This is a genomic window from Rouxiella sp. Mn2063 (assembly GCF_049319665.1).
Lineage (GTDB): Bacteria > Pseudomonadota > Gammaproteobacteria > Enterobacterales > Enterobacteriaceae > JBMOUD01.
Genome location: NZ_JBMOUD010000009.1, coordinates 178854 through 205014, shown reverse-complemented (window position 1 = coordinate 205014; position 26161 = coordinate 178854). Strand labels below are relative to the sequence as shown.

21 protein-coding genes, 1 tRNA gene and 1 pseudogene are annotated in these 26161 nt (G+C 47.0%); 11 read left to right on the top strand and 12 right to left on the bottom strand.

Annotated elements, in window-relative coordinates:
• Window positions 1-42 precede the first annotated feature (42 nt).
• A complete protein-coding gene (tesA, locus tag ACL9RG_RS14955) occupies window positions 43-678 on the bottom strand; it encodes a multifunctional acyl-CoA thioesterase I/protease I/lysophospholipase L1 (protein WP_422793429.1) in 636 nt (211 codons plus the stop codon).
• Between tesA and ybbA the strand changes: the two genes are divergently transcribed.
• Both ybbA and ybbP read left to right on the top strand, forming a co-directional pair.
• On the top strand, window positions 649-1335 hold the full coding sequence (ybbA, locus tag ACL9RG_RS14950) for a putative ABC transporter ATP-binding protein YbbA (protein WP_422793407.1): 687 nt from the start codon (window positions 649-651) through the stop codon (window positions 1333-1335). The two genes, tesA and ybbA, sit on opposite strands and share 30 nt — an antisense overlap.
• Window positions 1332-3764: a putative ABC transporter permease subunit YbbP gene (ybbP, locus tag ACL9RG_RS14945; RefSeq protein WP_422793406.1), complete on the top strand. Its 2433-nt coding sequence runs from the start codon at window positions 1332-1334 to the stop codon at window positions 3762-3764. Before ybbA ends, ybbP begins: the two co-directional genes overlap by 4 nt.
• A gap of 112 nt (window positions 3765-3876) precedes the next feature.
• Here ybbP and purK read toward each other — a convergent pair whose 3' ends face one another.
• Both purK and purE read right to left on the bottom strand, forming a co-directional pair.
• Window positions 3877-4941: a 5-(carboxyamino)imidazole ribonucleotide synthase gene (gene purK / locus ACL9RG_RS14940; RefSeq protein WP_422793405.1), complete on the bottom strand. Its 1065-nt coding sequence runs from the start codon at window positions 4939-4941 to the stop codon at window positions 3877-3879.
• A complete protein-coding gene (gene purE / locus ACL9RG_RS14935) occupies window positions 4938-5447 on the bottom strand; it encodes a 5-(carboxyamino)imidazole ribonucleotide mutase (RefSeq protein WP_422793404.1) in 510 nt (169 codons plus the stop codon). The genes purK and purE overlap by 4 nt, the downstream gene beginning before the upstream one ends.
• A gap of 197 nt (window positions 5448-5644) precedes the next feature.
• Here purE and ACL9RG_RS14930 point away from each other — a divergent pair, with 197 nt between their 5' ends.
• On the top strand, window positions 5645-6256 hold the full coding sequence (locus ACL9RG_RS14930) for a tRNA-(ms[2]io[6]A)-hydroxylase (RefSeq protein ID WP_422793403.1): 612 nt from the start codon (window positions 5645-5647) through the stop codon (window positions 6254-6256).
• Window positions 6257-6288: 32 nt separating this feature from the next.
• Here ACL9RG_RS14930 and lpxH read toward each other — a convergent pair whose 3' ends face one another.
• Both lpxH and ppiB read right to left on the bottom strand, forming a co-directional pair.
• Window positions 6289-7035 carry a UDP-2,3-diacylglucosamine diphosphatase gene (gene lpxH / locus ACL9RG_RS14925; RefSeq protein ID WP_422793402.1) on the bottom strand — a complete coding sequence of 249 codons (747 nt, stop codon included), beginning with the start codon at window positions 7033-7035 and terminating at the stop codon, window positions 6289-6291.
• 9 nt (window positions 7036-7044) lie between these two features.
• Window positions 7045-7539, bottom strand: coding sequence for a peptidylprolyl isomerase B (ppiB, locus tag ACL9RG_RS14920; protein ID WP_422793401.1), 495 nt, complete (start codon window positions 7537-7539; stop codon window positions 7045-7047).
• 317 nt (window positions 7540-7856) lie between these two features.
• Here ppiB and cysS point away from each other — a divergent pair, with 317 nt between their 5' ends.
• The 4 genes from cysS (at window position 7857) to ACL9RG_RS14900 (ending at window position 12553) form a co-directional block, all read left to right on the top strand.
• The gene (gene cysS / locus ACL9RG_RS14915; RefSeq protein WP_422793400.1) at window positions 7857-9245 is read left to right on the top strand and encodes a cysteine--tRNA ligase; all 1389 of its coding nucleotides are present in this window, start codon (window positions 7857-7859) and stop codon (window positions 9243-9245) included.
• Between the two features lie 248 nt (window positions 9246-9493).
• Window positions 9494-10276 carry a class I SAM-dependent methyltransferase gene (locus ACL9RG_RS14910; RefSeq protein ID WP_422793399.1) on the top strand — a complete coding sequence of 261 codons (783 nt, stop codon included), beginning with the start codon at window positions 9494-9496 and terminating at the stop codon, window positions 10274-10276.
• Window positions 10277-10501: 225 nt separating this feature from the next.
• Entirely contained in the window at window positions 10502-11323 is an 822-nt protein-coding gene (locus ACL9RG_RS14905; RefSeq protein ID WP_422793398.1) for an MBL fold metallo-hydrolase, read from the top strand.
• Between the two features lie 12 nt (window positions 11324-11335).
• Entirely contained in the window at window positions 11336-12553 is a 1218-nt protein-coding gene (locus ACL9RG_RS14900; RefSeq protein ID WP_422793397.1) for an MFS transporter, read from the top strand.
• Window positions 12554-12648: 95 nt separating this feature from the next.
• Here ACL9RG_RS14900 and ybcJ read toward each other — a convergent pair whose 3' ends face one another.
• On the bottom strand, window positions 12649-12861 hold the full coding sequence (gene ybcJ / locus ACL9RG_RS14895; RefSeq protein WP_422793396.1) for a ribosome-associated protein YbcJ: 213 nt from the start codon (window positions 12859-12861) through the stop codon (window positions 12649-12651).
• Between the two features lie 11 nt (window positions 12862-12872).
• A complete protein-coding gene (folD, locus tag ACL9RG_RS14890; protein ID WP_422793395.1) occupies window positions 12873-13739 on the bottom strand; it encodes a bifunctional methylenetetrahydrofolate dehydrogenase/methenyltetrahydrofolate cyclohydrolase FolD in 867 nt (288 codons plus the stop codon).
• Between the two features lie 283 nt (window positions 13740-14022).
• Here folD and ACL9RG_RS14885 point away from each other — a divergent pair, with 283 nt between their 5' ends.
• From ACL9RG_RS14885 to ACL9RG_RS14870, 4 genes and pseudogenes are all read left to right on the top strand, one after another.
• Window positions 14023-14928 carry an L-lactate dehydrogenase gene (locus ACL9RG_RS14885; protein ID WP_422793394.1) on the top strand — a complete coding sequence of 302 codons (906 nt, stop codon included), beginning with the start codon at window positions 14023-14025 and terminating at the stop codon, window positions 14926-14928.
• Between the two features lie 175 nt (window positions 14929-15103).
• Window positions 15104-15180: transfer RNA gene (locus ACL9RG_RS14880), tRNA-Arg, on the top strand.
• A gap of 195 nt (window positions 15181-15375) precedes the next feature.
• A pseudogene (locus ACL9RG_RS14875) lies at window positions 15376-15513 on the top strand (Arm DNA-binding domain-containing protein); the annotation flags it as partial.
• 108 nt (window positions 15514-15621) lie between these two features.
• A complete protein-coding gene (locus tag ACL9RG_RS14870; protein ID WP_422793392.1) occupies window positions 15622-16557 on the top strand; it encodes a hypothetical protein in 936 nt (311 codons plus the stop codon).
• Window positions 16558-17184: 627 nt separating this feature from the next.
• Here the strand turns inward: ACL9RG_RS14870 and ACL9RG_RS14865 are convergent.
• From ACL9RG_RS14865 to ACL9RG_RS14845, 5 genes are all read right to left on the bottom strand, one after another.
• Entirely contained in the window at window positions 17185-18144 is a 960-nt protein-coding gene (locus tag ACL9RG_RS14865; protein ID WP_422793391.1) for a 5'-nucleotidase, read from the bottom strand.
• 302 nt (window positions 18145-18446) lie between these two features.
• Entirely contained in the window at window positions 18447-21575 is a 3129-nt protein-coding gene (locus ACL9RG_RS14860; protein WP_422793390.1) for a DEAD/DEAH box helicase, read from the bottom strand.
• Window positions 21572-22900, bottom strand: a complete 1329-nt coding sequence (locus tag ACL9RG_RS14855; protein ID WP_422793389.1) for an EH signature domain-containing protein — start codon at window positions 22898-22900, stop codon at window positions 21572-21574. Before ACL9RG_RS14855 ends, ACL9RG_RS14860 begins: the two co-directional genes overlap by 4 nt.
• Entirely contained in the window at window positions 22897-23760 is an 864-nt protein-coding gene (locus ACL9RG_RS14850) for an OmpA family protein (protein ID WP_422793388.1), read from the bottom strand. Before ACL9RG_RS14850 ends, ACL9RG_RS14855 begins: the two co-directional genes overlap by 4 nt.
• The gene (locus tag ACL9RG_RS14845) at window positions 23757-25793 is read right to left on the bottom strand and encodes a hypothetical protein (protein WP_422793387.1); all 2037 of its coding nucleotides are present in this window, start codon (window positions 25791-25793) and stop codon (window positions 23757-23759) included. Before ACL9RG_RS14845 ends, ACL9RG_RS14850 begins: the two co-directional genes overlap by 4 nt.
• Between the last annotated feature and the right edge of the window lie 368 nt (window positions 25794-26161).

Here is a 26161-nt window from a genome sequence, read left to right as displayed (position 1 = left end):
CCTTATTTTTCAGGACTATGTTTTACTTACGAGTGGATTTTATTAATGGGCCTGCTTAATTAAAGGCAGCAGCTTTTCGGACATCCAATTGCTAATAAACGCTTGTGCGTCTTGATTTGGATGTAGCCCGTCATCCTGCATCCACTGTGGTTTCACGGCGACCGGTTCCATAAAGAAAGGGATGAGCGGAATATTTTCCTGCTTGGCAAGTGCCGGATAAATAGCGTAAAACGCATCGCCATAGCGGCGACCATAATTCGGTGGCAGGCGGATTTGTAGTAATAGGGGTTGAGCATTGGCTTGCTTCACCAAGGTAATCACTTGCTGCAACGTTTGACTAATGGTCGTTGGTGCGAAGCCACGAAGACCATCGTTAGCCCCAAGTTCAATTAATACCCAGCGAGGGTGATGTTGAGAAAGAAGCCCAGGAAGTCGGGCCAGGCCTTGTTCAGCGGTATCGCCGCTGATGCTGGCATTAATAATGGTCGGTAGCCCGCCTTGTTTTTGCCACTGATTATTCAGCAGACTAGGCCAGGAACTGTTGACGGGTAAACGATACACTGCACTGAGACTATCGCCTAAAATCAGTAAGTTATCAGCAGCGGTAGCACGAAAACTTAAACATCCCACCAATAGAAGGAAAGGGAGATGCCAGCGGAAAACATTCTTGAAGTTCATCATCTTAGTAAGCACGTTGGTCAAGGTGAGCATCGGCTCTCCATCCTCTCTGGTGTTGAGTTAGTTGTCAAACCCGCACAAACCATTGCCTTAATCGGCGAGTCGGGTTCAGGTAAATCTACCTTACTGGGAATTCTAGCGGGTTTAGATGATGGTAGCGAAGGTGACGTCACTTTGCTGGGAAAACCGTTATCGCGGCTTAGCGAAGAAGGCCGGGCTGCACTAAGAGCAAAAAATGTCGGCTTTGTTTTCCAATCCTTCATGCTGGTACCGACATTAAACGCGTTGGAAAACGTCCAACTGCCAGCATTGCTGCGTGGTGAAAGCGAAGCGAAAAGCCGTCAGCAGGCGGTAGCTTTGCTGGAACAGTTGGGATTAGGTAAGCGCTTACATCATCTGCCAGCGCAGCTTTCAGGCGGTGAACAGCAACGTGTTGCGTTAGCTCGGGCCTTTATCGGCCATCCAAAACTCTTGTTTGCCGATGAACCTACCGGCAATTTAGATCGTGAAACCGGCGATCGTATCGCTGACCTGCTATTTTCATTTAACCGCGATAACAAGACCACGTTGATCCTGGTTACCCATGATGAACAGCTGGCTGCCCGTTGTCAGCGGAGACTACGTTTACGCGACGGTAAGTTGTGGGAGGACGTATGATTTGGCGTTGGTTTTGGCGAGAATGGCGTTCTCCTTCATTATTGATTGTCTGGCTGGCGTTAACGCTGGCAGTAGCCTGCGTATTGGCGCTGGGCAGTATCAGCGATCGAATGAACAAAGGCTTAAGCCAGCAAAGTCGTGATTTTATTGCCGGCGACAGGGTGCTCCGTTCTTCGCGGCCGATCACCGAAGCCTGGCTACAAGATGCACAGCAGGCCGGGCTGAAAGTCAGCCGCCAGCTCTCCTTTATGACCATGACCTTTGCTGGCGAAACGCCGCAGCTGGCATCGGTCAAAGCGACGGATTTGGCTTATCCTCTCTATGGCAAACTGCAAACGCTGCCCGCCGGTTTAAAGCCGCAGCCGGGTACTGTGCTGGTAGATTCTCGCCTGTTAGCATTGCTCAACATTAAGGTCGGCGCGAATCTCGACGTCGGTGATACCACGCTACGTATTGCCGGTGAAATTATTCAAGAGCCAGATTCGGGCTTTAATCCTTTCCAGACCGCGCCACGAATCATCATGAATTTGTCAGATGTAGAAAAAACCGGTGCTGTGCAACCGGGTAGCCATCTGACTTACCGCTATATGTTTGCCGGTCCGCAAGAGGCGATAGACAGTTATGGCGAGGCAATTAAAGGGTTGCTAAAACCAGACCAGCGTTGGTATGGCATGGAAGAATCCGATGGTGCATTAAGTAAATCCTTGCAGCGTTCACAGCAATTTCTGCTGCTCTCTGCCTTGCTGACGCTAATGCTGTCGATTGCGGCAGTGGCCGTGTCGATGAGTCATTATTGCCGTAGCCGCTATGATTTAGTTGCGGTATTAAAAACCCTCGGGGCTGGGCGGCGTGCTCTGCAAAAACTGATTGTCGGCCAATGGATTGCCGTACTGCTACTGGCGGCCATTTGCGGCAGCATTATTGGTCTCGGTTTTGAAGCGATACTTATCCGAACGCTCGCTCCGGTATTACCGGCGAAGCTTCCGGCAGCTGGGTTGTGGCCGTGGGCGTGGTCAATGGGGGCGCTGGTGGTGATCTCATTGCTCATTGGACTGCGACCTTATCGATTGCTACTGGCGACACAGCCGCTGCGCGTATTACGTCAGGATATTGTCGCCAACGTGTGGCCGATGAAATATTACTTACCGGCAATGGTCTTCGTCGTCGTTATCTTGCTGGCGATATTGGTTGGCAGCAGTACGCTACTGTGGTCACTACTGGGCGGCATTTTGGTGCTGTCGTTGTTACTGGGCACTATTGGCTGGGGCGCGTTGTTACTGCTGCGGCGTTTAGCTATTCGTCAATTAGCGATGCGGCTGGCCATCAACCGATTGTTACGTCAGCCTTGGGTCACGATGAGCCAACTGGCGGCGTTCTCAATGTCCTTTATGTTATTAGCGCTGCTGTTAGTCCTACGCGGTGATTTATTAGAACGTTGGCAGCAACAGTTACCTCCGGACAGTCCAAACTATTTCCTGCTCAATATCACTAAGCAGCAAATCCCTGAGCTAACGACATTCCTGCATCAGCATCAAATTGAGCCGGATATCTTCTACCCGATTGTGCGTGCGCGTTTGACTAAAATTAATCAGCATGTCGCCACCGATATTATCAAACCAGATGATGCAGCGGGTGAGGCGGTCAATCGCGAGCTGAATTTAACCTGGATGCAAGGATTGCCGGATCACAACAAGTTGGTTGCCGGTGACGGCCCGCCAAAAGCGGGGGAAGTGTCGATTGATGAAGGGCTGGCGGGGCGTTTGGGCGTTAAGCTTGGCGATACGCTCACCTTCAGTGGCGATACCCAGACCTTTAGCGCCAAGATTAGCAGCCTGCGTAAAGTGGATTGGGACAGCCTGCGTCCGAACTTCTACTTTATCTTTCCGCCAACTGCATTGGACGGCCAGCCGCAAAGTTGGTTAACCAGTTTCCGTTACCATGGTGATAGTAGTTTATTGGCTCAACTTAATCGCCAGTATCCAACGTTAAGCTTGCTGGATGTGGGATCAATCCTGCAACAGATTGGTCAGGTCATGCAGCAGGTTAGCCGGGCATTGGAAGTGATGGTGATTTTGGTCATGCTCTGCGGTGCACTGTTGCTGATGGCACAAATTCAGGTTGGAATGACGCAACGCCGCAAGGAGTTGATCGTTTACCGCACGATAGGTGCAAGTAAGCGGTTACTTAGAAATACGCTATGGTGCGAATTTGCCGTACTTGGATTGGTTGCCGGCGTGGCGGCTGCGGTCGGTGCCGAAGCGGCGCTGTGGTTGCTGCAAAGTAAGGTGTTTGATTTCCCTTGGGAACCGAATTGGGTGCTGTGGTGGGCGGTGCCAGTATTTAGTGCGCTGCTGTTGTCAGTGTGCGGCGGCTGGTTGGGAATTCGATTACTACGCGGTAAGGCATTATTTAGGACTTACCAATCCTAACGGGCCTTGTCTTGAAAACATTACGGGTGGCCTCTTGGCCACCCGTAATGTTGATAGAATATGTGCAGGTTTGATCATTGGCTCCGACGCAGAGGCGCCAGAGCTAAAAGACTTACAACTTCTGCAACGCCCAGGCGATGCCGCTGGCATATTCTACTGGCAGCATCGGCGTCAACGCGGTTAGCGTTTCTTTCAACTGAGCAGCGCTGGTGTCATTTAAATTCAGATGTCCTACCTTACGGCCTGGACGTACTTCTTTCTCATACCAGTGTAAATTGACCAACGGTAAATTCAGCCAGTCGCGATTCACATCCGTACCGATCAAGTTGACCATCACCGATGGCGTACTGACTACCGGCTTAGGCAGCGGCAGACCGAGGATTGCCCGCAGGTGCATTTCAAACTGACTAAACGACGCGCCGTTTTGCGTCCAGTGGCCGCTGTTATGTACGCGTGGTGCCAGCTCGTTGATCAGTAAGCCTTCACTAACCACAAAACATTCCATTGCCATCACGCCAACATATTCCAGCTCGTTCATGATCGCGGAAAGCATGGTTTCGGCCTGCTTCTGTAAGGCGGCATCAGGATGCGGCAGCGCAACGCTGGTACGCAGAATGCCTTCTTCATGCAGATTGTGGGTCAGCGGATAAAATACCGTGTTGCCATCGTGGCCACGTGCGCCAACCAACGAGACTTCACCAGAGAAATTAATGCCTTGCTCGACAATGCATTCGCCATAGCAGTCATTCGGCAGGCTGCCAACGTCAGCCGCGCGCAAGCGCCACTGGCCGCGACCGTCATAACCGCCAACGCGGCGCTTAACAATCGCCAGCTCGCCAAGAGAAGCAAATACCTGCGGCCATTCGCTGGCATCGGCTAAGAGCTGCCAAGGTGCGGTCGCCAGATCAAGTTGATCTAACAGTTGTTTTTGCGTCAAGCGATCGGCAAGACGCGGGAAGATATCGCGGTTCACAAAGCCGTTATGGGTAGCGAGTTCGCGAGTTAACGCGGTTTCTGGCCAGCGCTCGATTTCAGCAGTGATCACGCTTTGTTGATAAGGAACGGCTTGCGGATCGGCGTCTAAGCCAACCGGATAAACGGCGATGCCTAGTGGCTCACCGGCTTGGCGTAACATACGGCCAAGTTGACCATTGCCGAGGACGCAAACTGGCTTCATGCTTCCTCCCGCGGGTCTGGATTATTCAGCACTTCATCCGTTTGCGTCTGACGCCACTGTGCCAACGCCTGCGCAATACGCGGGTCGTGCAAGGCTAAAATCTGGGCGGCCAGCAGCGCTGCGTTAGCCGCACCGGCTTTACCAATTGCCAGCGTACCGACCGGAATACCGCGTGGCATCTGCACGATAGAATACAGACTATCAACACCGCTTAACGCTGCGCTTTGTACCGGCACGCCAAGTACGGGTACCAAGGTTTTAGCCGCGATCATACCCGGAAGATGGGCTGCACCGCCGGCACCGGCAATAATTACATCCAAACCATTGGCGCTAGCCTGCTCGGCAAAGCTAAACAGTTTGTCTGGCGTGCGGTGCGCGGAGACGACTTCGACATGAAAAGGAATATTCAGCGTTGTGAGGATTTCCGCAGCAAATTGCATAGTTGCCCAGTCACTTTTAGACCCCATGACAATGGCGATTTTGGCGGAGGTAACGTTGGATGACATGTCTGTAAAGCTCCTGTGATAAGGAAGGCGTCAAACGGCACAGTAAATCTCATGCTTACTGGCTAAGAGGGCGCAAATCATATCATGGGAAATCACTTAGGAAAACGGTTGCGTCACCTTTAAAAGGTGATAAAAAACCGGTGAATTTATATAATCGGGGGAAATAATTGACCGACATTTTTACGGATACGCTGCCCATGATTCAGGAACTATTGGCCCCGATTAACGACTTCTTACACTGTGAAACGCCGGGGCGTTGGGTGGATGTCGCGCTGGAAAATCAAGACATTATGCTGATTGACCATGCCAACTGCGAAAAGAAAGCCGCCGCATCAGCCATGAGCTTGATGACGCGCTATTTGGAACGAACTGAGCTGCTATTCTGCGCCGCGCGCCTGGCGCGAGAAGAGTTACACCACTTTGAGCAAGTAGTGGAGATTATGCAAAAGCGCAATATCGCCTATACGCAGCTATCGGCTTCGCGTTATGCCAACGGTATGCTCAAGCATTCGCGCCACAATAACGAGCTCGACCTGTTGGTGGATCGTCTCATCATTGGCGCTTATATCGAAGCGCGTTCTTGCGAGCGTTTTGCCAAAATCGCCCCTTACCTGGACCACGAATTATCGCGTTTTTACACCTCGTTGCTACGCTCTGAAGCGCGTCATTTCCAGGATTATCTGGCGTTGGCGCAGCAATACGCCGGTCAAGATATCAGTGAGCGAGTTGAAGAACTGGGAAGGGTAGAAGCGGAACTGATTTTAACACCGGATCAGCAGTTCCGTTTCCATAGCGGCGTACCGGTTTAAACAGGTTTATAACGTTAAATTGGCTTATAAAGTTAAATAGAGGGTAAAGCGGACTGGCCGAAAGGGAACTCGATAAGCGCCATACCGCTTTCAGTCACTTTAATGACCGAACCTTGTTCATGCCAGGCACCGAGCACGGCGCGCAGGCCATGTTGCTGAACGAGGTCAACATCATGAATGGCGGGGCGATGGGTATGTCCATGAATCATCCATTCGGCACCGGTTGCTTGCATCGTTTGCCGTACGGCCTGTTGATTCACATCCATAATATCCATCGACTTGCTGCTATTTGAGGCTTTGCTGTCGGCGCGCATTTTGCTGGCAATCGACAGTCGCCATTTTAACGGCAATGCCAGGAACAGTTTTTGGATCAGCGGATTATGGACTTTCTTTCTGAATTTTAAATAGCCGATATCATCGGTACACAGCGTATCGCCATGTAGGATCACCACACGGTGGCCGTACAACTCCAATACTTTCTGCTCCGGCAGTAAACTCATCAAACTTTCGCGCGCAAAGCGGCGTCCGACCAGAAAATCGCGATTACCGTGGATAAAAAAACAGGGTACACCTTGTTGATGCAACTGTTTGAGAGCAGCGGCGATTTGGGCATGTAATGGCTGAGGATCATCATCGCCAATCCAGGCTTCAAAAAGGTCGCCAAGGATATACAGCGCGTCGGCTTGTGGGGCATCGTGGCGTAAAAAATGCAGAAAACCGGCAGTAATTGCCGGTTCCTGTTCGCAAAGATGAAGATCTGCGATAAACAGCGTGGTCATCGAAAACGATTATTCGCTAACGGTAACGCTGGTGATGATCACATCTTCTTTTGGCACGTCTTGGTGCATGCCGCTGCGGCCAGTTTTTACCGCTTTGATTTTATCAACAACATCCAAACCGTCGGTTACTTCTGCAAATACACAGTAACCCCAGCCTTGAGAGTTTTCGCCGCTGAAGTTCAGGAAATCGTTATCAGCTACGTTGATGAAGAACTGCGCGGTAGCAGAATGTGGATCGTTAGTACGAGCCATAGACAATGTGCCACGAGTATTTTTCAGGCCATTGTTCGCTTCGTTTTTGATTGGCGCATCGGTAGTTTTCTGACTCATACCTGGTTCAAAACCGCCGCCTTGGATCATGAAGCCATTGATCACGCGGTGGAAGATAGTGTTGTCGTAGAAACCTTTACGGCAATAGTTCAGGAAGTTTTCAACGGTGACCGGCGCTTTGTCAGCAAAGGTATTGATGACGATGTCGCCGTGGTTGGTGTGAAAAGTTACCATAATAATCATCCTGGTTTTGTTAGAGTGTGCTCGTTGTGTGAGGCGGTACTATAGCCTTTTCTTATACCATAACTCAAAAGTACGCGTCAGCCCCTCGCGTTCCCTCCCCCAAATTAAGTAAAAAATGGCAGAAATCAGCCTTTATGATGTTATATTATAACAATATTAATCAGGGAACCTGCCTGTAATCAGGCTTAGACCATTTCGGTCAAAGGGTTTTCGTTATATTATAAAACGCTAAGGATCGATATCCTTGCAAAGTCGTCGATACAAATTCCCTAAATTAAACATGTACGTCACACACACGGAATAGCCTGATGCTAAAGATTTTTAACACCATGAGTCGCCAAAAAGAGGAATTCAAGCCAATCCACGCTAACAAAGTGGGGATGTACGTGTGTGGGATCACTGTTTATGACCTCTGTCACATTGGTCATGGTCGTACTTTTGTTGCTTTTGATGTGGTTGCCCGTTATTTGCGTTATTCAGGATATGATCTGAAATACGTGCGTAATATCACCGATATTGACGATAAAATTATTAAACGTGCTAACGACAACGGCGAAGATTTTAACTGCCTGACCGACCGTATGATTGTCGAAATGCACGCCGATTTCGACGCGCTGGGCATCTTGCCGCCAGACCTTGAACCGCGTGCGACGCGCCATATTGCCGAGATTATTGAGATCGTTCAGCGCTTACTGGATCGCGATCACGCTTATGTTGCCGCGAACGGTGACGTGATGTTCTCTGTGCCAAGTGATCCTAACTACGGCAAATTATCGCGCCAGGATCTGGATCAACTGCAAGCCGGCGCACGAGTTGAAGTTGCTGAAATCAAACGCAATCCGATGGACTTTGTGCTGTGGAAGATGTCTAAAGCCGGCGAACCAAGCTGGTCATCGCCGTGGGGCGAAGGTCGTCCGGGATGGCATATCGAATGTTCGGCGATGAACAGCAAACAGCTGGGCACCCATTTTGATATTCACGGCGGCGGTTCAGACTTAATGTTCCCGCATCATGAAAACGAAATCGCTCAGTCTTGCTGCGCGCACGATGGCCCGTATGTGAATACCTGGATGCACTCTGGAATGGTGATGATTGACCGCGAGAAGATGTCTAAATCGTTGGATAACTTCTTCACCGTGCGTGATGTGCTCAAATATTACGATGCTGAAAGCGTGCGTTACTTCCTGATGTCCGGCCACTATCGTAGCCAGCTGAACTACAGCGAAGAAAACCTCAAGCAGGCGCGTACTTCGATGGAACGTCTGTATACCGCGCTGCGCGGCACCGATGTGAATGCAGCCCCTGCCGGTGGTGAAGAGTTTATTGCTCGCTTCCGTGCGGCGATGGATGATGACTTCAACACCCCAGAAGCCTATTCCGTACTGTTTGATATGGCGCGTGATATCAACCGTCTGAAAACGGAAGATAGTGCCGCAGCTAACGGTTTGGCAGCAGAGCTGCGTCAACTGGCCGGTGTGCTTGGTTTGTTGGCTCAAGATCCAGAGCAGTTCCTGCAATCCGGCGCACAAGCCGATAACAACGACGAAGTTGCTGAGATTGAAGCGCTGATCAAACAGCGTAAAGATGCACGCGCTAGTAAAGACTGGGCACTGGCTGACCAGGCTCGCGACCGCCTGAACGAGATGGGCATTGTGTTGGAAGACGGTGCGCAAGGGACAACCTGGCGTCGTAAGTAATCAATTCAGCCATACGCTGCCAGGGGAAACTTTGGCAGCGTTTCTTTTGCAATAATTCTTTTTTCCGATCCCGACCTTTCTGCAATTTTAAATTTGGTACTGCTACTTTCCAATCCATACCTTAAAAGTATGTATATAGCACTGGTTATGCATTTTTAATCATTTCTAACCTTCTATACAGTGCGTTATTAGCGAGCCAGCAAATATTACTGGCCGAGTTATCACCATTTTTTGAGAAGGATAAATTCATGAAAACATCTTCACCGTCTGTACATCACGCCGCTGCCGAAGGTTATCAGGCTAATGCCGATCGCTACGTGAAAGGTCGTCCGGATTATCCGGCGGAAGTTGCCGACTGGCTGCGGGAAAACATTGGTTTACGTGCCGGTATGACGGCAGTTGATCTTGGCGCCGGAACCGGCAAATTCACACCGCGTTTAGTCGATACCGGCGCATCGGTGATTGCCATTGAGCCCGTCGCTAAGATGTTGGAAAAGCTTGCAGCGGCCTTGCCGCAGGTACAAGCGCTGGCCGGTACTGCAGAATCTATCCCGCTGCCTGATAACTCCGTTGATGCGATCATCTGTGCACAATCCTTCCACTGGTTCTCTACGCCGCAGGCGTTGGCGGAAATCCACCGTGTGCTTAAACCGGGTGGTAAATTGGCCATGATCTGGAACATGCGTGATATCCGCGTGAGCTGGGTTAATAAGATGAATGAGATTGCCGACCGCCACGAAGGCGATGCGCCGCGCTTTTATACCGGCGAATGGCGCAAACAGTTTCCATTTGCAGGTTTCGCTCCACTAGAAGAGCAGAATTTTGGTTTTGGCCATACCGGGCCGGTTGAAGATGTGATTTATAACCGCGTGCGTTCAACCAGCTTTATCGCAGCGTTGCCTACAGAGGTGCAGGATGAGGTGATTGCCGAGATCCGCCAGATGGTTGAGGGTGAAGCCGAATTACAAGGAAAAGAGATCGTCACCGTGCCTTACCAGACCAGCGCTTTCTTCACCACGAAAACGGCTTAAAGCTGACTTAAAACAGGCTAAAAATACGCACCGGCGTTTTGCAGATTGTGCAGCGTCGGTGTTAATTCCTCTGCATGATTGATCATGGTCACCCATTCGACAAACTCAGCTTGTTCACTTTTTATCCTGATCTAGTATTGACCTACACAAGATTTGCCAGTTAAACGCCGCCGCGCCATTTTGTTGGCGGGCGATGTTAGCAATGGATTGATAACAGGATAAAAAATGAAAATACATTTTCTTGGATCGGCGGCTTCCGAAGGGATCCCCAACCCATTTTGTCGCTGTGAGCACTGCATACAGGCTCGCAAGCTTAAAGGGAAAGATTTACGTACCCACTCCTCGGCGCTGATCGACGATGTGATGTTGATTGATATGGCCCCGGAGTTTAGCCATCAACTTCTGCGCGATGATATTGACGCAACGCGCATTACTGACCTGCTTTTCACCCACACGCATCCCGATCATTTCAACGTTGGCGAGCTGTTTAGCCGCATGGAAGGTTACGGCTTTAATATCGATCATCCGTTAGAGATTTTTGGCAACGATCGCGCCATTAACGGCTGCGCCGCGGTACTGCCCGGATACAGCAGCGAGCGCTTTGCCTTTCATTGTCTGGTGCCGTTTGTCACCGTTGAATCGCACGGCTATCTCATTACGCCGCTGCTGGCCAATCATGCCAAATGGGAGCTGTGCTATGTCTATGTGATAGAGCGGGGCGGACAGCGCATTTTTTATGGGCATGATTCGGGCTGGTTCCCCGAACTTACCTGGCAATGGCTGCAAGATAAACCTCTGGATTTGGCGGTGCTGGAATGTACTTACGGGTTTAACGGCAACGCCCGCAGCGACAATCATATGAGCCTGGAAACGGTATTCGCTGCGCAGCAAAAGCTCACCAACATCGGCTGCTTATCGGCACAAAGCCAACTGGTGGTGTCCCATATTTCTCATAGCGGTAAACTGCTGCATGACGAACTCGTCGCGGCTTGTCATGATAAAGACATTGTGGTGGCTTACGATGGATTAATAATTAACCTCGACTAGGAAATGACACCGATGGACTGGAATAAAACGCCGCGTTTACTGGCGATGATGTTTATTCAGTATTTCATGCAGGGTGCGTGGAATATGACGATGGGACTGGTGCTGAGCACTTACGGCATGTCGGCCATTATTGGCTCTTCATACGCTTTGCTCGGCGTGGCGACAATAATTTCTCCGCTGTTTATCGGTATGGTGGCGGATCGCTTTTTCGCGTCACAAAAGGTGATGGGCGTTTTGCACTTAATCAACGCCATATTGCTATTGTGCGTGCCGCATTTTATCGAGGCGCACAATATTAACATGACCTTATTGATGATTTTCCTGGTCGGATTACTGTTTTATCCTACCACCGCGCTCTCCAACAGCATCAGCTTTAGTCATATCAACGGCGTGAAATACTTCCCGTTGATCCGTGTGTTCGGCACGTTCGGTTTTATGGTGATTGGTTTTATTCTCGGTCAGATGGGTTTCTCCGGCGATACCATGACCTGGTATATCGCGTCAGTGACTGGCGTAGCATTGGGATTATATTGTTTCACATTGCCCAATACGCCACCAAAAGCCAAAGGAACGGTATTTACGCTGCGAGATCTGCTGTGTCTTGATGCGTTATCGCTGTTTAAAGATCGCAACTTCTCGATTCTGATGCTGAGTATTTTTGTACTGATGATCCCCAAAACCGCTTATTCGGCCTATATCCCGGTATTCATCAAAGCGTTGGGGTTTGATAATGCCGCCTCGGTGATGCAAATAGGTATCGCCAGTGAAGTCATCTTTATGTTGCTGCTGTCGCTTTTCCTGCTGAAAACCGGTTTTAAAATTACGCTGATGCTCGGTGCAGTGTGCTGGATTATCCGCTCACTGTGCTTCTCTTATGCCGCGGTCGACAGCAACTTGCTGTTAGTGGTGCTGGGGTTATTGTTGCAGGGCTTTTGCTGGGATTTCTTCTTTTCGGCGGCGGATATTTATGTTGATAGCAAAGCTCAACCGGATATCAAAGCACAAGCGCAAGGCCTGCGATTTATTGTCTCTAACGGCGTGGGATTGTTATTTGCCTCGACGATTTGCGGGCAAATATTTAATCACACCGTTACCGATGTCGGGCCGCAATCTTTAGTACAGTGGCAGAGTTTTTGGATCTATCCGGCGGCTGTTGCTGCTGTGATTTCCGTGTTGTTCTTTATCTTCTTTAAAGATGATGTTTCAAAACGAACGCCGGTAAAAGTCTAAGCGGGGTTCACCGCCTCGGTAAATAAAAAGCGCGCCAGGATCGACTCGAGGCGCGCTTTTTTAGTTATAGATTACTCAGACGGTGATGCGGGTATTTACGCTTTCACAACCATCTTGCTGCTAGCGAACTCGACTTGTTGATCGGCGAGGATCTTGCAGCGTTTACGGGTTTCAACTTGGCCGTTGACCTTAACCAGACCTTCGGCAATCACCGCTTTAGCTGCTGCACCACTTTCGCACCAGCCCATAAATTTCAGCAGGTCACAAAGTTCTACATGCGGGTGAGATTCGAGATAAAAAGTTTCCATTCAGTCCTGTCTTAGTTTGGGGTTACGTCGTGATATTCCTCGCACGCATGCAAGGTATTTTGAATCAGTGTTGCTACGGTCATTGGACCAACGCCGCCAGGAACGGGAGTAATAAACGACGCACGTTCTGCCGCTGCATCAAATTCCACATCGCCGACAACGCGGCCATCTTCCAGACGGTTAATCCCGACATCGATAACAATCGCGCCAGGTTTAATCCATTCACCAGGAATAAAGCCTGGTTTACCCACGGCCACTACTACTAAATCGGCATGCTCAACGTGGTGACGCAGGTTTTTGGTAAAGCGGTGCGTCACGGTGGTGGTGCATCCCGCCAGCAGTAGCTCCATGCTCATCGGGCGACCAACGATATTAGAAGCGCCAATCACCACGGCATTCAGGCCGTAAGTATCGATATTATAACGCTCCAGCAAGGTCACGATACCGCGCGGGGTACAAGGTCGCAGTTTCGGGGCGCGTTGACACAGGCGGCCGACGTTATACGGATGGAAGCCATCAACGTCTTTATCCGGCAAGATGCGCTCAAGCACCTTCACATTATCAATACCAGCTGGCAGCGGTAACTGCACCAGAATACCGTCGATAGCCTGGTCATTATTCAACTCATCGATCAGCGCCAGCAGCTCGCTTTCGCTCGTTGTCGCCGGTAAATCGTAAGAACGAGAGATAAAACCGACTTCTTCGCAGGCTTTACGTTTGTTCGCGACATAAATCTCTGAGGCTGGGTTTTCACCCACCAACACTACCGCCAGGCCGGGCGCGCGCTTGCCTGCTGCCAAACGTTGTTGAACCTGCACAGCTACTTCGCTACGAACCTGCTGCGCAATCGTTTTACCATCAATAATCGTTGCTGCCATCTGGGAGAAAGTCCATCAAATTAATAAAAAGTCGGGAATCACGCTATTTTGTCAGAAGCGAGCTGCGCTGTCAGGCGTTGAATCGACTTAAGACGGTTTACTCGTTACTAAAGTCGAGTTTGTTATAAGCACCTGTTTGATAAAAATCGATTTTTTCCTATATTTTTATATTGTTAACCACATTGCTTTCTGTTCGGGAACGAACCAATATCAGTATGGTTTTTGTGCTTATAAATTTCGATTCCCCTTCAATTGATCGCTAATTCATATAAGGAAAAGATCAATGACTCGCAAAGTTGCCATTATCGGTGCCGGCCACGTAGGCGCTGACACAGCATTTTCATTAGTGACACAGGGATTGTGCGATACCTTGGTACTTATCGACCAGGATGAAAAAAAAGCCCACGTGCAATCGTTAGAGCTGCGCGATATGGCCTCCTTCACGCCATCGCGAGTTTCCATCATTGCCGGTGATTACGCCGAATTGGCCGATACCGACGTGATTGTGATAGCCGTTGGCCCAACCACGCTACTCAAAGAAGATCGCCTGGAAGAGCTGGCTGAAACCCGGGCGGCAGTGTTAGAGATTGTGCCTCGTATTATCAGCAGCGGTTTTCAGGGCGTTATCGTCAACATCACCAACCCGTGTGATGTGATCACCCAGATTATCCAACAGACCAGCGGGCTGCTGCCTTCGCAGGTCTTTGGTACCGGCACCTCGCTTGATACCGCCCGTATGAAACGTGTAGTCGGTGAATTCTTCAGCGTCGACCCAAAAAGCGTGCAGGGTTATGTATTAGGCGAACATGGCGAATCCCAGTTCGTCGCCTGGAGCACGGTTGCTATCGGGGGAATACCGGTTGCGCAGCTGGCGGGCGACCGCCCGGTAGACTGGGCGCAGATGGATGCCTCGGTACGCCAAGGCGGCTGGCAAATCCTGCAAGGCAAAGGCTGGACCAGCTTTGGCATCGCCACCGCCACCGCGCGGCTGGTGGACGCCATATTATCCGACGCCAACACCGTTTACCCAGTATCGGCCTGGAGCGAAAGCCAAAAAGTCTACATCGGCCACCCGGCGATTATTGGCCGCAAGGGCGTGGTACAAAGTTTACTGCCCGAACTCACCGCCTATGAAAACATCGCCTTCCAGGCATCGGCAAGGGTGATCGCCGCCGCATTAAATAAATAGCCAGAAAGCAGAGGAGGCTACCCAAGTTTTAGTATTTCTTAAGACTTTTGGTGGCCTCAATCAAAGAAATAAAGCTAAATTGTTCAGTCATTAAGCAGTAAAGACAAAAGCCATTGACTCAATTCGCTCTGCCCGTATAATCCGAGTCCGCTGCACTGCCAATCGACAGTTCAATGCGCCCTTAGCTCAGTTGGATAGAGCAACGGCCTTCTAAGCCGTAGGTCACAGGTTCGAATCCTGTAGGGCGTACCATTTCGAAGTAAACAGACGTCAACTGACGTCTTTTTTTATGCCTGAAATTCAGATAATTAGCGTGTTTTGGCGCATCTTCACGCTACACAATCCTACCGACATCAACCTACATCAACTATTATCTGTTGGTATATGTGATGGTATATCCCTGTTCAATGGAATCTTGTACCAACAGCCAGCAACGGAGAGCAGCAAATGCTGCTTACTGATGTGACGGTAAGAACTGCAAAACCCGCAGATAAAGCTTACAAGCTGACTGATGGAGAAGGGATGCATTTAATGGTGCATCCTAACGGATCTAAATATTGGCGTTTACAGTATCGTTTTGATGGTGCTTTTTGATAATTAGGTTTTCTCTGGTATGTTTTGATTTTTTCAAACTTCATTCATTATAAAATACAAATAAATAACTTTAAGGTTATTAACTATATGGGGCTTTATATGTTTTTTAAAAAATATAATTTTGATATGACAATTTTAGTGTTTGTTATATTAAGCGTAATGCTAGCAAAGTTTAACTTACCTTGTAAAAAAATATTATCTTTGGTGTTGGTTTCTTTTTTAATATATCAAGCATTTAGATGCAGAAGTAGAGTTAAGACTCAGTTTATGTTCTTTTTTAAGCCGGATAATCAGAAGGGTAATTCAATATCTGGATTGATTACTTATTTTGCAATCTTGAGTTTTATTGCTTCTATTTATTTTTTAGGTGCCGGGTTTATTTTATCTGCACGATGGTCATTATTAAGCTTTTTTCTATTTTCATTATTCATGGTTTTCTTTTCATTTTTCGAATTTGATGACTCAGTGACTAAGAAAATAAAAGACACACGATGGATTTTCGCCGCTTCCATCCCGTTAATATATTCATTGGTTAGCACTCTTTCTAGTAGTGTTTTTTTACAAATTGCTTCGATAGATATTTCATTGTCACCATGGCTTTCATTTTTATTAAAAATGGTTTTTTTTATTGTTGTGTTTAGTATGTTTTTTCAGCTTGTTGTTTGTGTTTTGTTTTTTTATATGGACAATAACTTAAATAAATGCAATGGAATTAAGTATTTGGTTTTTTTGTGTGCAGTTGCATTAATTATGAATGCGTTAATTTTATGGGTAGGTAACCTAGCCTACTATAGTATAGATAATGGTGTTAAATTCGAATGGAGGACTACTGCTTTTTGTCATGGAAATGTAATGAAAAATGAAGGGAATTATTACTACTTTGGATTTAACACTGAAAAATATATAGCTTATCACTCAGATGATAAATTCTGGTATTTTGATGAGTTAACATGCTATGAAAATGACAAGAATGAGTACGATTTTAAAAAGATAAATATCTCCACTAATAAAGTAACAAGGTGGTTTCATAATTAACAATGCCAGGCTGATAGTGTATTTCTGATGATGGTTTTATAGTGTATGAGATATATGTGATTTTAAATTTAAAAGAGAAAGTTCATGAGTCTTTCTCTTTTTGCTGTTTGATTTACTTTTTTTATTAAGGGAGTTAACTTGAGTAAAAATTTTCAATGTTAGTTTTAGATATTTTAATTGTGGTTGATTGATTATGATGTTTTTCATTTTATCTGAGTATTTAATTTTTTAAGCTTTATGCATTTTTTATTGAATTTTTATTAATATAAAATTGACGTTTTTTAAATTATCTGATTTTTATGTCGGGGGTAATGTCAGCTTTGAAGGTCATAATATCCTGTTATATGAGGTGCTATCAACGATCCAATATCTAGGCACTTTGTGTGGAAGCAACTCCAACTTTTTATGAGTGTTACCTGATTCACTATCTCACCGCTGAAGAAACCTAATAACTCACTGATATTTTATTGTGTAGATCTCATAGTGACTGGAATAAAAAGCTAGAATACGATGATTGACCAATCAAATTTGATGGGCATAAATAAGAAGAAGCTAAGATAATTTGAAACGTTGGTTGTAAATAATACTAACCGGGAACCATGATATATTCCCGGAATGTTGTATCGACTATGAAGCGTTAAATAGTTCTGAGTTATTGGCGTAAGGCACTTTGCCAGAAGGAACAAGTTTCGCTGCAGCATTTAAATGTACATCTTGATCGTCAAAGAAAATATGAGGTTTAAATGCCTGAAGTACTTTAGTTTTTTCCACTCCTCCAAGGAAAAAAGCCTCATCAACATATACACCCCAACTCCTTAAGGTTTTAATTACCCGCATTTCCGAAGGGCTGTTTCTGGCGGTAACTAGAGCAATACGAACAGGTGAATATTCCATTCGAGTAGGTAGACGGTCTTGAAGTTTCGCTAGTTTTTTTAGCAGAGTCGCGTAGGGGCCTTCTGCCATTGGGATATCTTGCTGCGCATCTTCTTGGGCATGAAAGGCTTCCATACCCTGAGTTTTATAAACCAACTCGCTTTCATCTGAGAAAAGAACTGCATCACCATCAAAAGCAATGCGAACTTGCCCATCAGGGATTTCGGAATAACCTGAAGGCGGATCTTTTAATATTGCAGCGGCACAAAATCGAGAATCGATGACTTTTTGCGCATCATCTACGCTAGTTGTTAAAAATAGATCAACATCAAAGGCGTCAAGATAATCAGCGACCGTTTCGCCAGCTGTGAAGGCAGAGCGTGTGATATATAGCTTATCGTAGCGAATAGTATTCAGTACGCGGATACCCGTATCAGGACTGTTTCGTGACATCACGACTACCTCAACCAACGGTGATTTATCATCCGGTTGGCGATATTGGTTCAGACCCAGAAGCGCTTTGACTAAGGGGTAGCCTGTTCCGGGCTGTAAAGGCTGGTTTTCGTGTTCAAGCATATATGCACGATACTTTTCAATGGCACTGTCAGGATCGGTCGCATAGGTATCTCGGAACATCCGATCTGATTCGCTCATGTCAAAAAGAGCCGTGGCACTAATGCCAATTACAAGTGTATTGCTCAGATCTAGAGGCATTTTTTACTCCTGCTGGATGTGACATAAGTCATTAATTATTCGCCCATGCTAAATGTTGATAATCAATACTGCATATCTATCTGGTTAACCAATGAAATATTAAATAATAATATCACCGATATAAGCCTTTAAAGGTATATAGGGATCCAAAATAGAGAGATTTAGTCTTAGAATGACGCTGCTTTAGTTAGTGACGTCCACCCAATTAATAAGCGAAGTTTAATATGTGTGCTACTTGTTAAGTATCGGTATAGTGACCCTTCCTTGTTACCTTCTATTATGATTTAAAAACATTATGGAAATTAGCTTATCCGATAGGAGCCGTCATTCATCTGGGCACCATCAGTTTCAGCATCTCTTTCAAACATCATTTGAATACTAATTTCCAGAATATCCCCATTTGTTTCACTTTGTTCCTTTTTCAAGGCCGCTTGCAGTTGTGATATGTCACCTGCGCTGTCACCCATTGGCCAGAGTGCAGCCTGCGCTAAGTTTCTCTTTCGTGACATGAGTCCTTGAAGCAAACAGTCGAAAGAATGCTCCTGATAACCTGCATGGATGGCCATAGGAATATGGATTTGAACGGGATACTTTTGTCCGATGCGGTGAACACGATCATTACATTGCTCTTCAACAGCCGGATTCCACCAGCGAGACAAGTGAATAACGTGAGTGGCGGCAGTTAATGTCAGGCCTGTTCCTGCCGCTTTGGGACCGAGAACTAATAAGTCAAAACCACCATCCTGTTCAAGATGGCCCTGGAATCGCCGTACAATAGCTTGACGTTTTTGGATAGATGTATCGCCATTAATGTGATCAATTATCTCAAGGCCAAATTCTTGTCGCGCTAACTCCATAAAACGAAATTGCATCTTTCGATGCTCAATGAAAACCAGGACACGTTCACCTTTTGCTTTAATACGATGCAGAATTTTGAAGCATGCATTCAGGCGAGCAGAAGCATCGATAAAACTCTGACTGTTCCCACTCATCTCCATCGCCGGGTGAACTGAAACACCACGTATATGCTGTAGCATTTTCAGTGCGGCACCAGGGCCACCTTGAGAAAGTTTGAGCCGGGCAGTTTCGTAGGCAATTGCCTGGCCTTCAGGCATTAAACGAGGATGTAAAAAACGTGTTTTAGAGGGTAGCTCTTTCGCAACGTCTTCTTTTAAACGACGAAATGCTAAGGGCGGTAGCTGATTGTGAGGTTCAAAGACCTGCTGGTACAGTTGAAGCATATTCTGTTCATCAGGTTCGTTGTACAGGCTATTGAAATTACGTAACGTATCCAGAGATCCGGGAACCAGTTGATCCATGATCGCCCATAAGTCACTTGTTGTATTCTCTATAGGTGTACCTGTAAGACCAATTCGATAGTCAGCATTGATGGCTCGAGCGGCACGAGCACGAAGCGAATCAGGATTTTTTATTGTTTGTATTTCATCAAAGACAACGGCTGAGAAATGAATTTTTGCAAGGGAATGCTGATAATTGGTGAGCGTTGTGTAAGTTGTTAATATCCAGAAGCGATGGCCTTTACCCTCATCGATCGCTTCATGTAGCTGCCGAAAATTCAGTAAGTGAGTACCATCTTTTGTCTCGACACCTTTAGCATCGAAATTTTTATACTGACTTAATGATGAACCATATAGGCGGAGCAAATGGCCGAGTCCTTCGCTATCAGTATGCTGTGCTACCTCTGCATTCCAATTTTCCAGCAGGGATGTGGGAGCCACAATTAATATTGGTCCGCGTTCTTTATTACTGGCAGTATTGACGCGGTTGTTCTCTTTTAACCAGCGAAGAAATGCAATGGTTTGCAGCGTTTTACCTAATCCTTGTTCATCTGCGTTCAAGATACCTGGCATTCCTGACTTCCACGAAGAAAGTTGCAGGTTAAAGCTCTCTAGTTGATGAGATCGCAATGCAGTTTTAACGCCTGCAGGCAGTTGCTCGTCGATAAATACGGGGCGTTCTGTAAGATCCGGCCTCCAAGATATTTCTTCAAAATTATCTTTGGTATCCAGGATAACCGTAGCAGCAGGTGGGTTATCAACTGTAGGCTTGTCTTTTTTTTCTGTTATTTCTGTCGCGGCTTCCATTTCTTTAAGATCAGCCAGTCGTTTTTCAAGTGCGCCTAACGTGTCTTCGGTAGCGTTAATTGGATAAGAAGCAACCTCAACTTCTTGTTGCGATGTATCTAAGGCATGACGTATCTGCTCACAGACACTTGCCAGTGCGTGACTATCCATCGCATCAATAATTTTAACCAGGGCGTCGGGAATTACCTCTGGTAACCAGACCGTTTCGCCAGTCATTGGGGGTGAAACAGCCCCTTTTCGGTAATGTAAAATACCTTTAACGCGTTCGGAATATTCAACGGTTTCTATAAAAGCGGGACCAGAGGCGGCTTCAATGGCTTCCTCCTCGCTGACCTCGTCGAGCCCTTCCAGCTTACCTGATTGCCTCAGGTATTTTTCAACAGCATCGGTAATTGCTGGTCGTGGGTTTTCGATAAAAGCGCGTCGCTCTTCAGGAACAGACTTTTGTTTCTGCACCATGATGTCAAGAATTGGACGTGCGCTTCGGTCAATAACCAGATAATTGCCTTCACCAACACGATAGGCGGAAAGCGCCCCTTGGGTTCTGACACGCTGCTGGAAACGACGTAAAGTTTGTTCGCGTAACTCACCTGCAGCTTCGCTGACTGCTTCTCCGTTATTTTCTAGTTCTTCTATGTTCCTACCTGAGAATGGGACTATTTCGAAATCGTCAGCGCCATTTGAGCTGGTGGAAATAGAGAAACGATCGGCAATGCAGACTTCTAAACCTTGCATAAAATCGGTCATCGATACCCGAACGGCATTGATCTCATTGCCCATCTCGATGCCGGGGTCGAGAGACTGCCTGAAACGAGCCAGTGATTCCCAGTCGGATGCTTCGCCGCCGCCCGGTGTAAATTTTTCTGCGACTTCAATGGCCTCCATCATCCACAATGGCAGCCGGCGTAACCCCTGCGATGTGGCTAAAATTGCCCCCGTTCGTTGTGGTATTTGGCGAACACCGTTGCGTAGCCATTGATGCTGTAAACGAAAACTATCGCTACCTAATGAACCTTCAATGTCGGTTTTTAGTGTCAGATCGACAAGAGGAGGTAAGCATAGATTCTGTGCTGTTTCTGAGTCAATCAGGCCAGCTAGCCGGTGACTCATTTGTATAGAGTCATGACTTATATGCAAATTTTCTTCAAATTCTTCCGCCAAGGCTTTCAGATCGGCTATAGCGAAAGCTAAGGCACGATCGCTATGCGTGAGGCCTGATAATGTTACGGGTTGCTGCCGCCTAAACAGACGATTGATTAAACTCTGTTTTTCTTCAGCGATATTCAGAGTGATCATTTCTGCATTATGATTGAAGTTAAATGTCATGACAGATACTCAATTTGTTCACGCACTTTATCCTGCCAACTGCTTAAATGTGGAATAGCAACAGGGTTCGGCAGCATACGGATTTGTTCGCAGTTGTATGCTAATTGGTATAGTTTTGGGCTGTGTTTATTATCACTTCTGAAAATATGAACTTTATAATTGTGTGAACCTTCAATGACTATGCATTTACCAATTTGTAAAATAAGCAATGAGGTTTTATCACGATGGCCAGGAGCAGTTTGAATTCCGAAGTTCAGCGTTGAAGAGTCCCTCATAGAACTTTTTATTTCTTTTGCTTTTTGGGAGGCTATTGGGCTAAACGCCACCCACGCTGCAGTGATTTTTCCTTGGTTATAAAGTCCTAACCAAAATTTACGCCGTGGTTCCCACATATGGCTGTCTTCCACTTTTGAGACCACATCCAGGAAGAACAGAATGTTCTCACGCGTCAGCCAATTGATGATGAGGTTACGGCATTGTTCATCCACGCTACCCCACACGCCACCGCGACTCAGGCGCGGGTCTTCGTAAAAAGCTACCAATGTTTCAGTCAGAAAACGTGAGAGTTCTTCGCCGGGTTGCTTATACAGCCAATGCGATAACAATACATTGATAGCCTCAGAAGCTCCATCCATTAACGCGTTACTTTTGCCATCGGGTTTCAACCAGGCAAATAGCTTCTCAATAGCTGCTTTTTCATGTAATTCAGGCGCCAGCAATGCGATATACGCCAGATGAGCATGCGACATTAAACCCGGCTCGTGCGGGCGTGTGATGCCAAACTGCTTGAGCTCTTTCCACGGTGAGTCCATCAGCACCATTTTTTCGGCCAACGCCTGATGCGCCTGATTAGCGTCAAAGAATTCAGGCAATTGATCGATAACCTCTTTCCATTTATCGCTCATATGCTCGCTGGCGATATCAAGACAGTTTTTAATTTTATTTGTGTGCGCTGAACCGGGCTCGTAGCTGCGGATATATGCCGAAATCATTGCGGAAATAAAGGGAGATGAATCAGTAACAATGGTTTCCCGTAGATAAAACTCTTGCAGCACGGCAAAAGCGCCCTGAGTTCTGAATTCTTTATCAAAAACAATCGGCGCGCCGGAGCAGATGAATGACATTTTTACCTCATCCCACTGCCAGCGCTCTACATATCCGAGCAGTTTGCGTAAAACCTTTTCACGATCGCGTTCGGCAATTTCTCTGACTACGTCAGGCCAACGCTCATGAATGGCCTTAATCTTGAACGATAAACCTTTTGATTCCGCTATTGCTGGCTTGAGAAGTGCGACTGGCTTGAGAAAAATATCGCTCAATTTCATGGCGTACTCTTCTTCAAAGGTTCAATCAGACGCTGGCGAATGTCTTCAATTTCTGCAGCATTAGCCGGTGTATGCATAATAATTCGGAGATCGATGCGGCGATTCATTGCCATATTTTGTTGTGTATCATTAGGACGAACAGGGCGCATTTTTCCGTAGCCAGCAACCGAAAGAACCGGCTGATGCCGCATATTGAAATGTGCGACCAAATCCGGTGCAGCCGAAAGCATGCTGGTAAAAGTCGTTATTGCACGGTTAGTCGAAAGATTCAGGTTATAAACCTCATCACCTTTCGAGTCAGTATGTCCTTCAATCTGGACTGCCTCAATGATGGCGAATGACGGATTACAGCTTTTGTTCCAACCTCCATTCTGGCTAAAGGTATAGCAGGGCAGGAGTGAGTCGAGAGTTTTTGCCAGCGCTTCGACAATCTTTCGTTTATCATCGCTTAATGCAAAACTATTGCTGATAAATAGTCCTTCGCCCTGGAAGCGCAGAGTTCCTTCCTCTGGAATAACATCAACTGGCAACAATGGAAAAGACTGTTTGAGATTATCGCGTAGCTGATAAAGCAGGTTAAGGCGAGCCGTTGCTGCGCGAGACATATACTGTTCTAAAGGATCGACTTGCTTCAACATTGCTATTTCAGAACGGAGATCTTCAATAGTTTTATCGCGCGACTGAACCGCTTGCTCATATTCGTCACGGGGAACCGTATTTTTATCGTTATACCTGCTGGCAAAGAATGCGAGCAGCACCATAACAATAAACAGGAAACTCACCGTCATGTCTGTCATTGAAACAAATACGGATTCTTCTTCCTCTTCATTTGAACGCTTACGATTGGCGCTCCCTCTCATGACATGCGTCCCTGTTTGGGCGCAAAGTTTTCAGCCTGGTCGACAATACTTTGCATTGTATCTAGTGCTGGCATCAATGCGGACTGCATGGTTTTCACGTGGTCGAATAGCGTTTCTACAGATGTGGCAACTTGTTCCTGATAAGCGTCGAACGCCTTGCCCAGCTTCTCATCAATACCATCCAGTCGTTCGCCTTGGCCACGTAATGCAGTAATCAGAGACTGAAGGTTCGTCAGCGTGGATTCAACCGCACGCTGCTGTCCACCCAATGTCTCTTGTGCCGCCGATAGTGTCATCGCGGATTGCTCAGCATTCGTTTTCGCTGCGTTGGCAATAGCGGAAAGACTATTTTCACTGCTCTCACGCAGTTGACGTGTGCTGATTTCAATACGTTCCATCATCGCGCGGATCGGGTCTGCTGCATCGGTAAGCGATTGAGCCGACGAGCGGAAGCTACCTGATGCATTTTCAGAGGCAATGGCTCCCTCTTTAATGCCATCTGATGCACGACGTAAAGCGGTACTTGTTTCTTCAAGCATGCCCGTGACGCCTTCCAGTTTTTCCGCAATAGTGGAAAGAGGAGAAAGAAGTTGGCTGCTCGCTTTCTGTGTCATCGTTTCTGTCGCTTTGGTGATTTCTCCGGCAGTATTACCAAATGCGCTCAGTATGTGTGTCGCAGCGTGGCCTATGGCATCGCTCGCTTGTGAGGCTGATTCTGACATACGAGCTTGTGCGGCTTCTGAACCCTGTTTTGCTGCGGCTTCTAGTTCGGTACGGATCCCAAGGGCGGCGGCTTTCATATCTGCAGCTGCTTCGCCCATTGCTCTTGCGCCATCACCCGTATTGTCTTTAATACCTTGTAGTGTTGAGTTCATGGTCGCCAGCAGATTTTCGGCACCTTGATTGAATGCAGACGTTGCCGTTTCCGCTGTTTGTGACATGCCTTCCCGCAAGATTTCAACCGCCTGGCCTAAGCGACCAATCGCGCTTTCCATTTCGTTGCCCATTTTTCCTGAGCTTTGATCCATTCTTTCCGCGAGCAATTTGATTTGATCGCCAGCCAGAGAAATACGTTCACTGGCTTGCGTCAAGGCTCGGCCAACATCATCAGAAAAACGTGAGGAGAGGCTTTGAACCATTTCACCGACACCATCATTACCTAAGCGGCTGACTTGTTCGATGACAGGGGTAATGGCGGAACTGATGGATTCAGCTATTGCTTTTGGCAGATCTTCGCGAAGTGGACGACCAATTTCTGCCACCATCTCAAGGCCTAACTTGCGGAAATGTTCACGGCTTTCAATCGTCGCTTTTAGCTGGCTAATGGATAAATCTTCCAGACTGATAAATGTCAGGCGTTTTTCAATCAAACTATTGAGACTATGAACTGCTTTTTCCAGCTGTGATGTGCCACTACGCAACCCTATGGTAAAAACTATTGAGCAGCATAGGCCAGTCAGCGACATGATGAACTTCGCTGAAGCGATGGTAAGCAAACCTTCTAATGCTGCGCTGCCACCATCGTCCAGTGAGGTACTCATCGAGTTAAGCGCAGAAATCAAGCCAAGGAAGGTCAGAGACAGACCAACAGTCACAAATAATCCCGGAACAATGCGCCAGAAGCCCTGCGTGAAATGCAAATCATCTAAATTAAAAAACTGACTAGGGCGAACAGCATTGCGAACGACAAATTTATCGTCCCGATCGTCGATAATATGGGTTTCCCGATATTCCTTCCATGCCTCGGCTACATTTTGCTGTTCTTCGGTCATGTTTAAAGCAGCGATGCTGGCATCGACGTTGGTAACATGTGGGCTAAATTCATCTTCCGGAGTTTTGGCAATAATAGAATGGATGCTGCCAAGCGCAGTAATGCGGCGTTTAACCAGTTTTCGCCAGCGTACAACGGTAATACAAAGTGCGACGACTAATAAGATAGTCACATAGCCGGGAGCTGCATCGTTTTTCAATATTGAAGCAATATATAAAATGCCATTACGCACCAGCACGCCGGGGGCCAGAAAAACGTCCATTTTTCACACCATAAGTAACAAAAAGAGGAGAATATTTTTTATGAGATTACTCTAATTGATTTCATAGAACTTATCTATCCTTCAGCATTAGCGATATGGCTGGATTTATCTTATAAATTTAAGTTATAAAAATCATTCGGTTGCGGTTTTTTTGGTATTATCTAAGAATATTAGTTCGATATAACGCATTAGCATTCTCGATGTTAATGACATTTTGTTAGTCATTAACCTAAGGCATTTGGTGCTTGTACTCATGCACGTGCGCTGTATGATTTTGTTCATCTCATTATTCTATCTGGCGTTTGCCGTATCGATAAGGTTGTCGATCGCACACGACGGATCATTTATTAAAGCTTTCGCGGAAACAT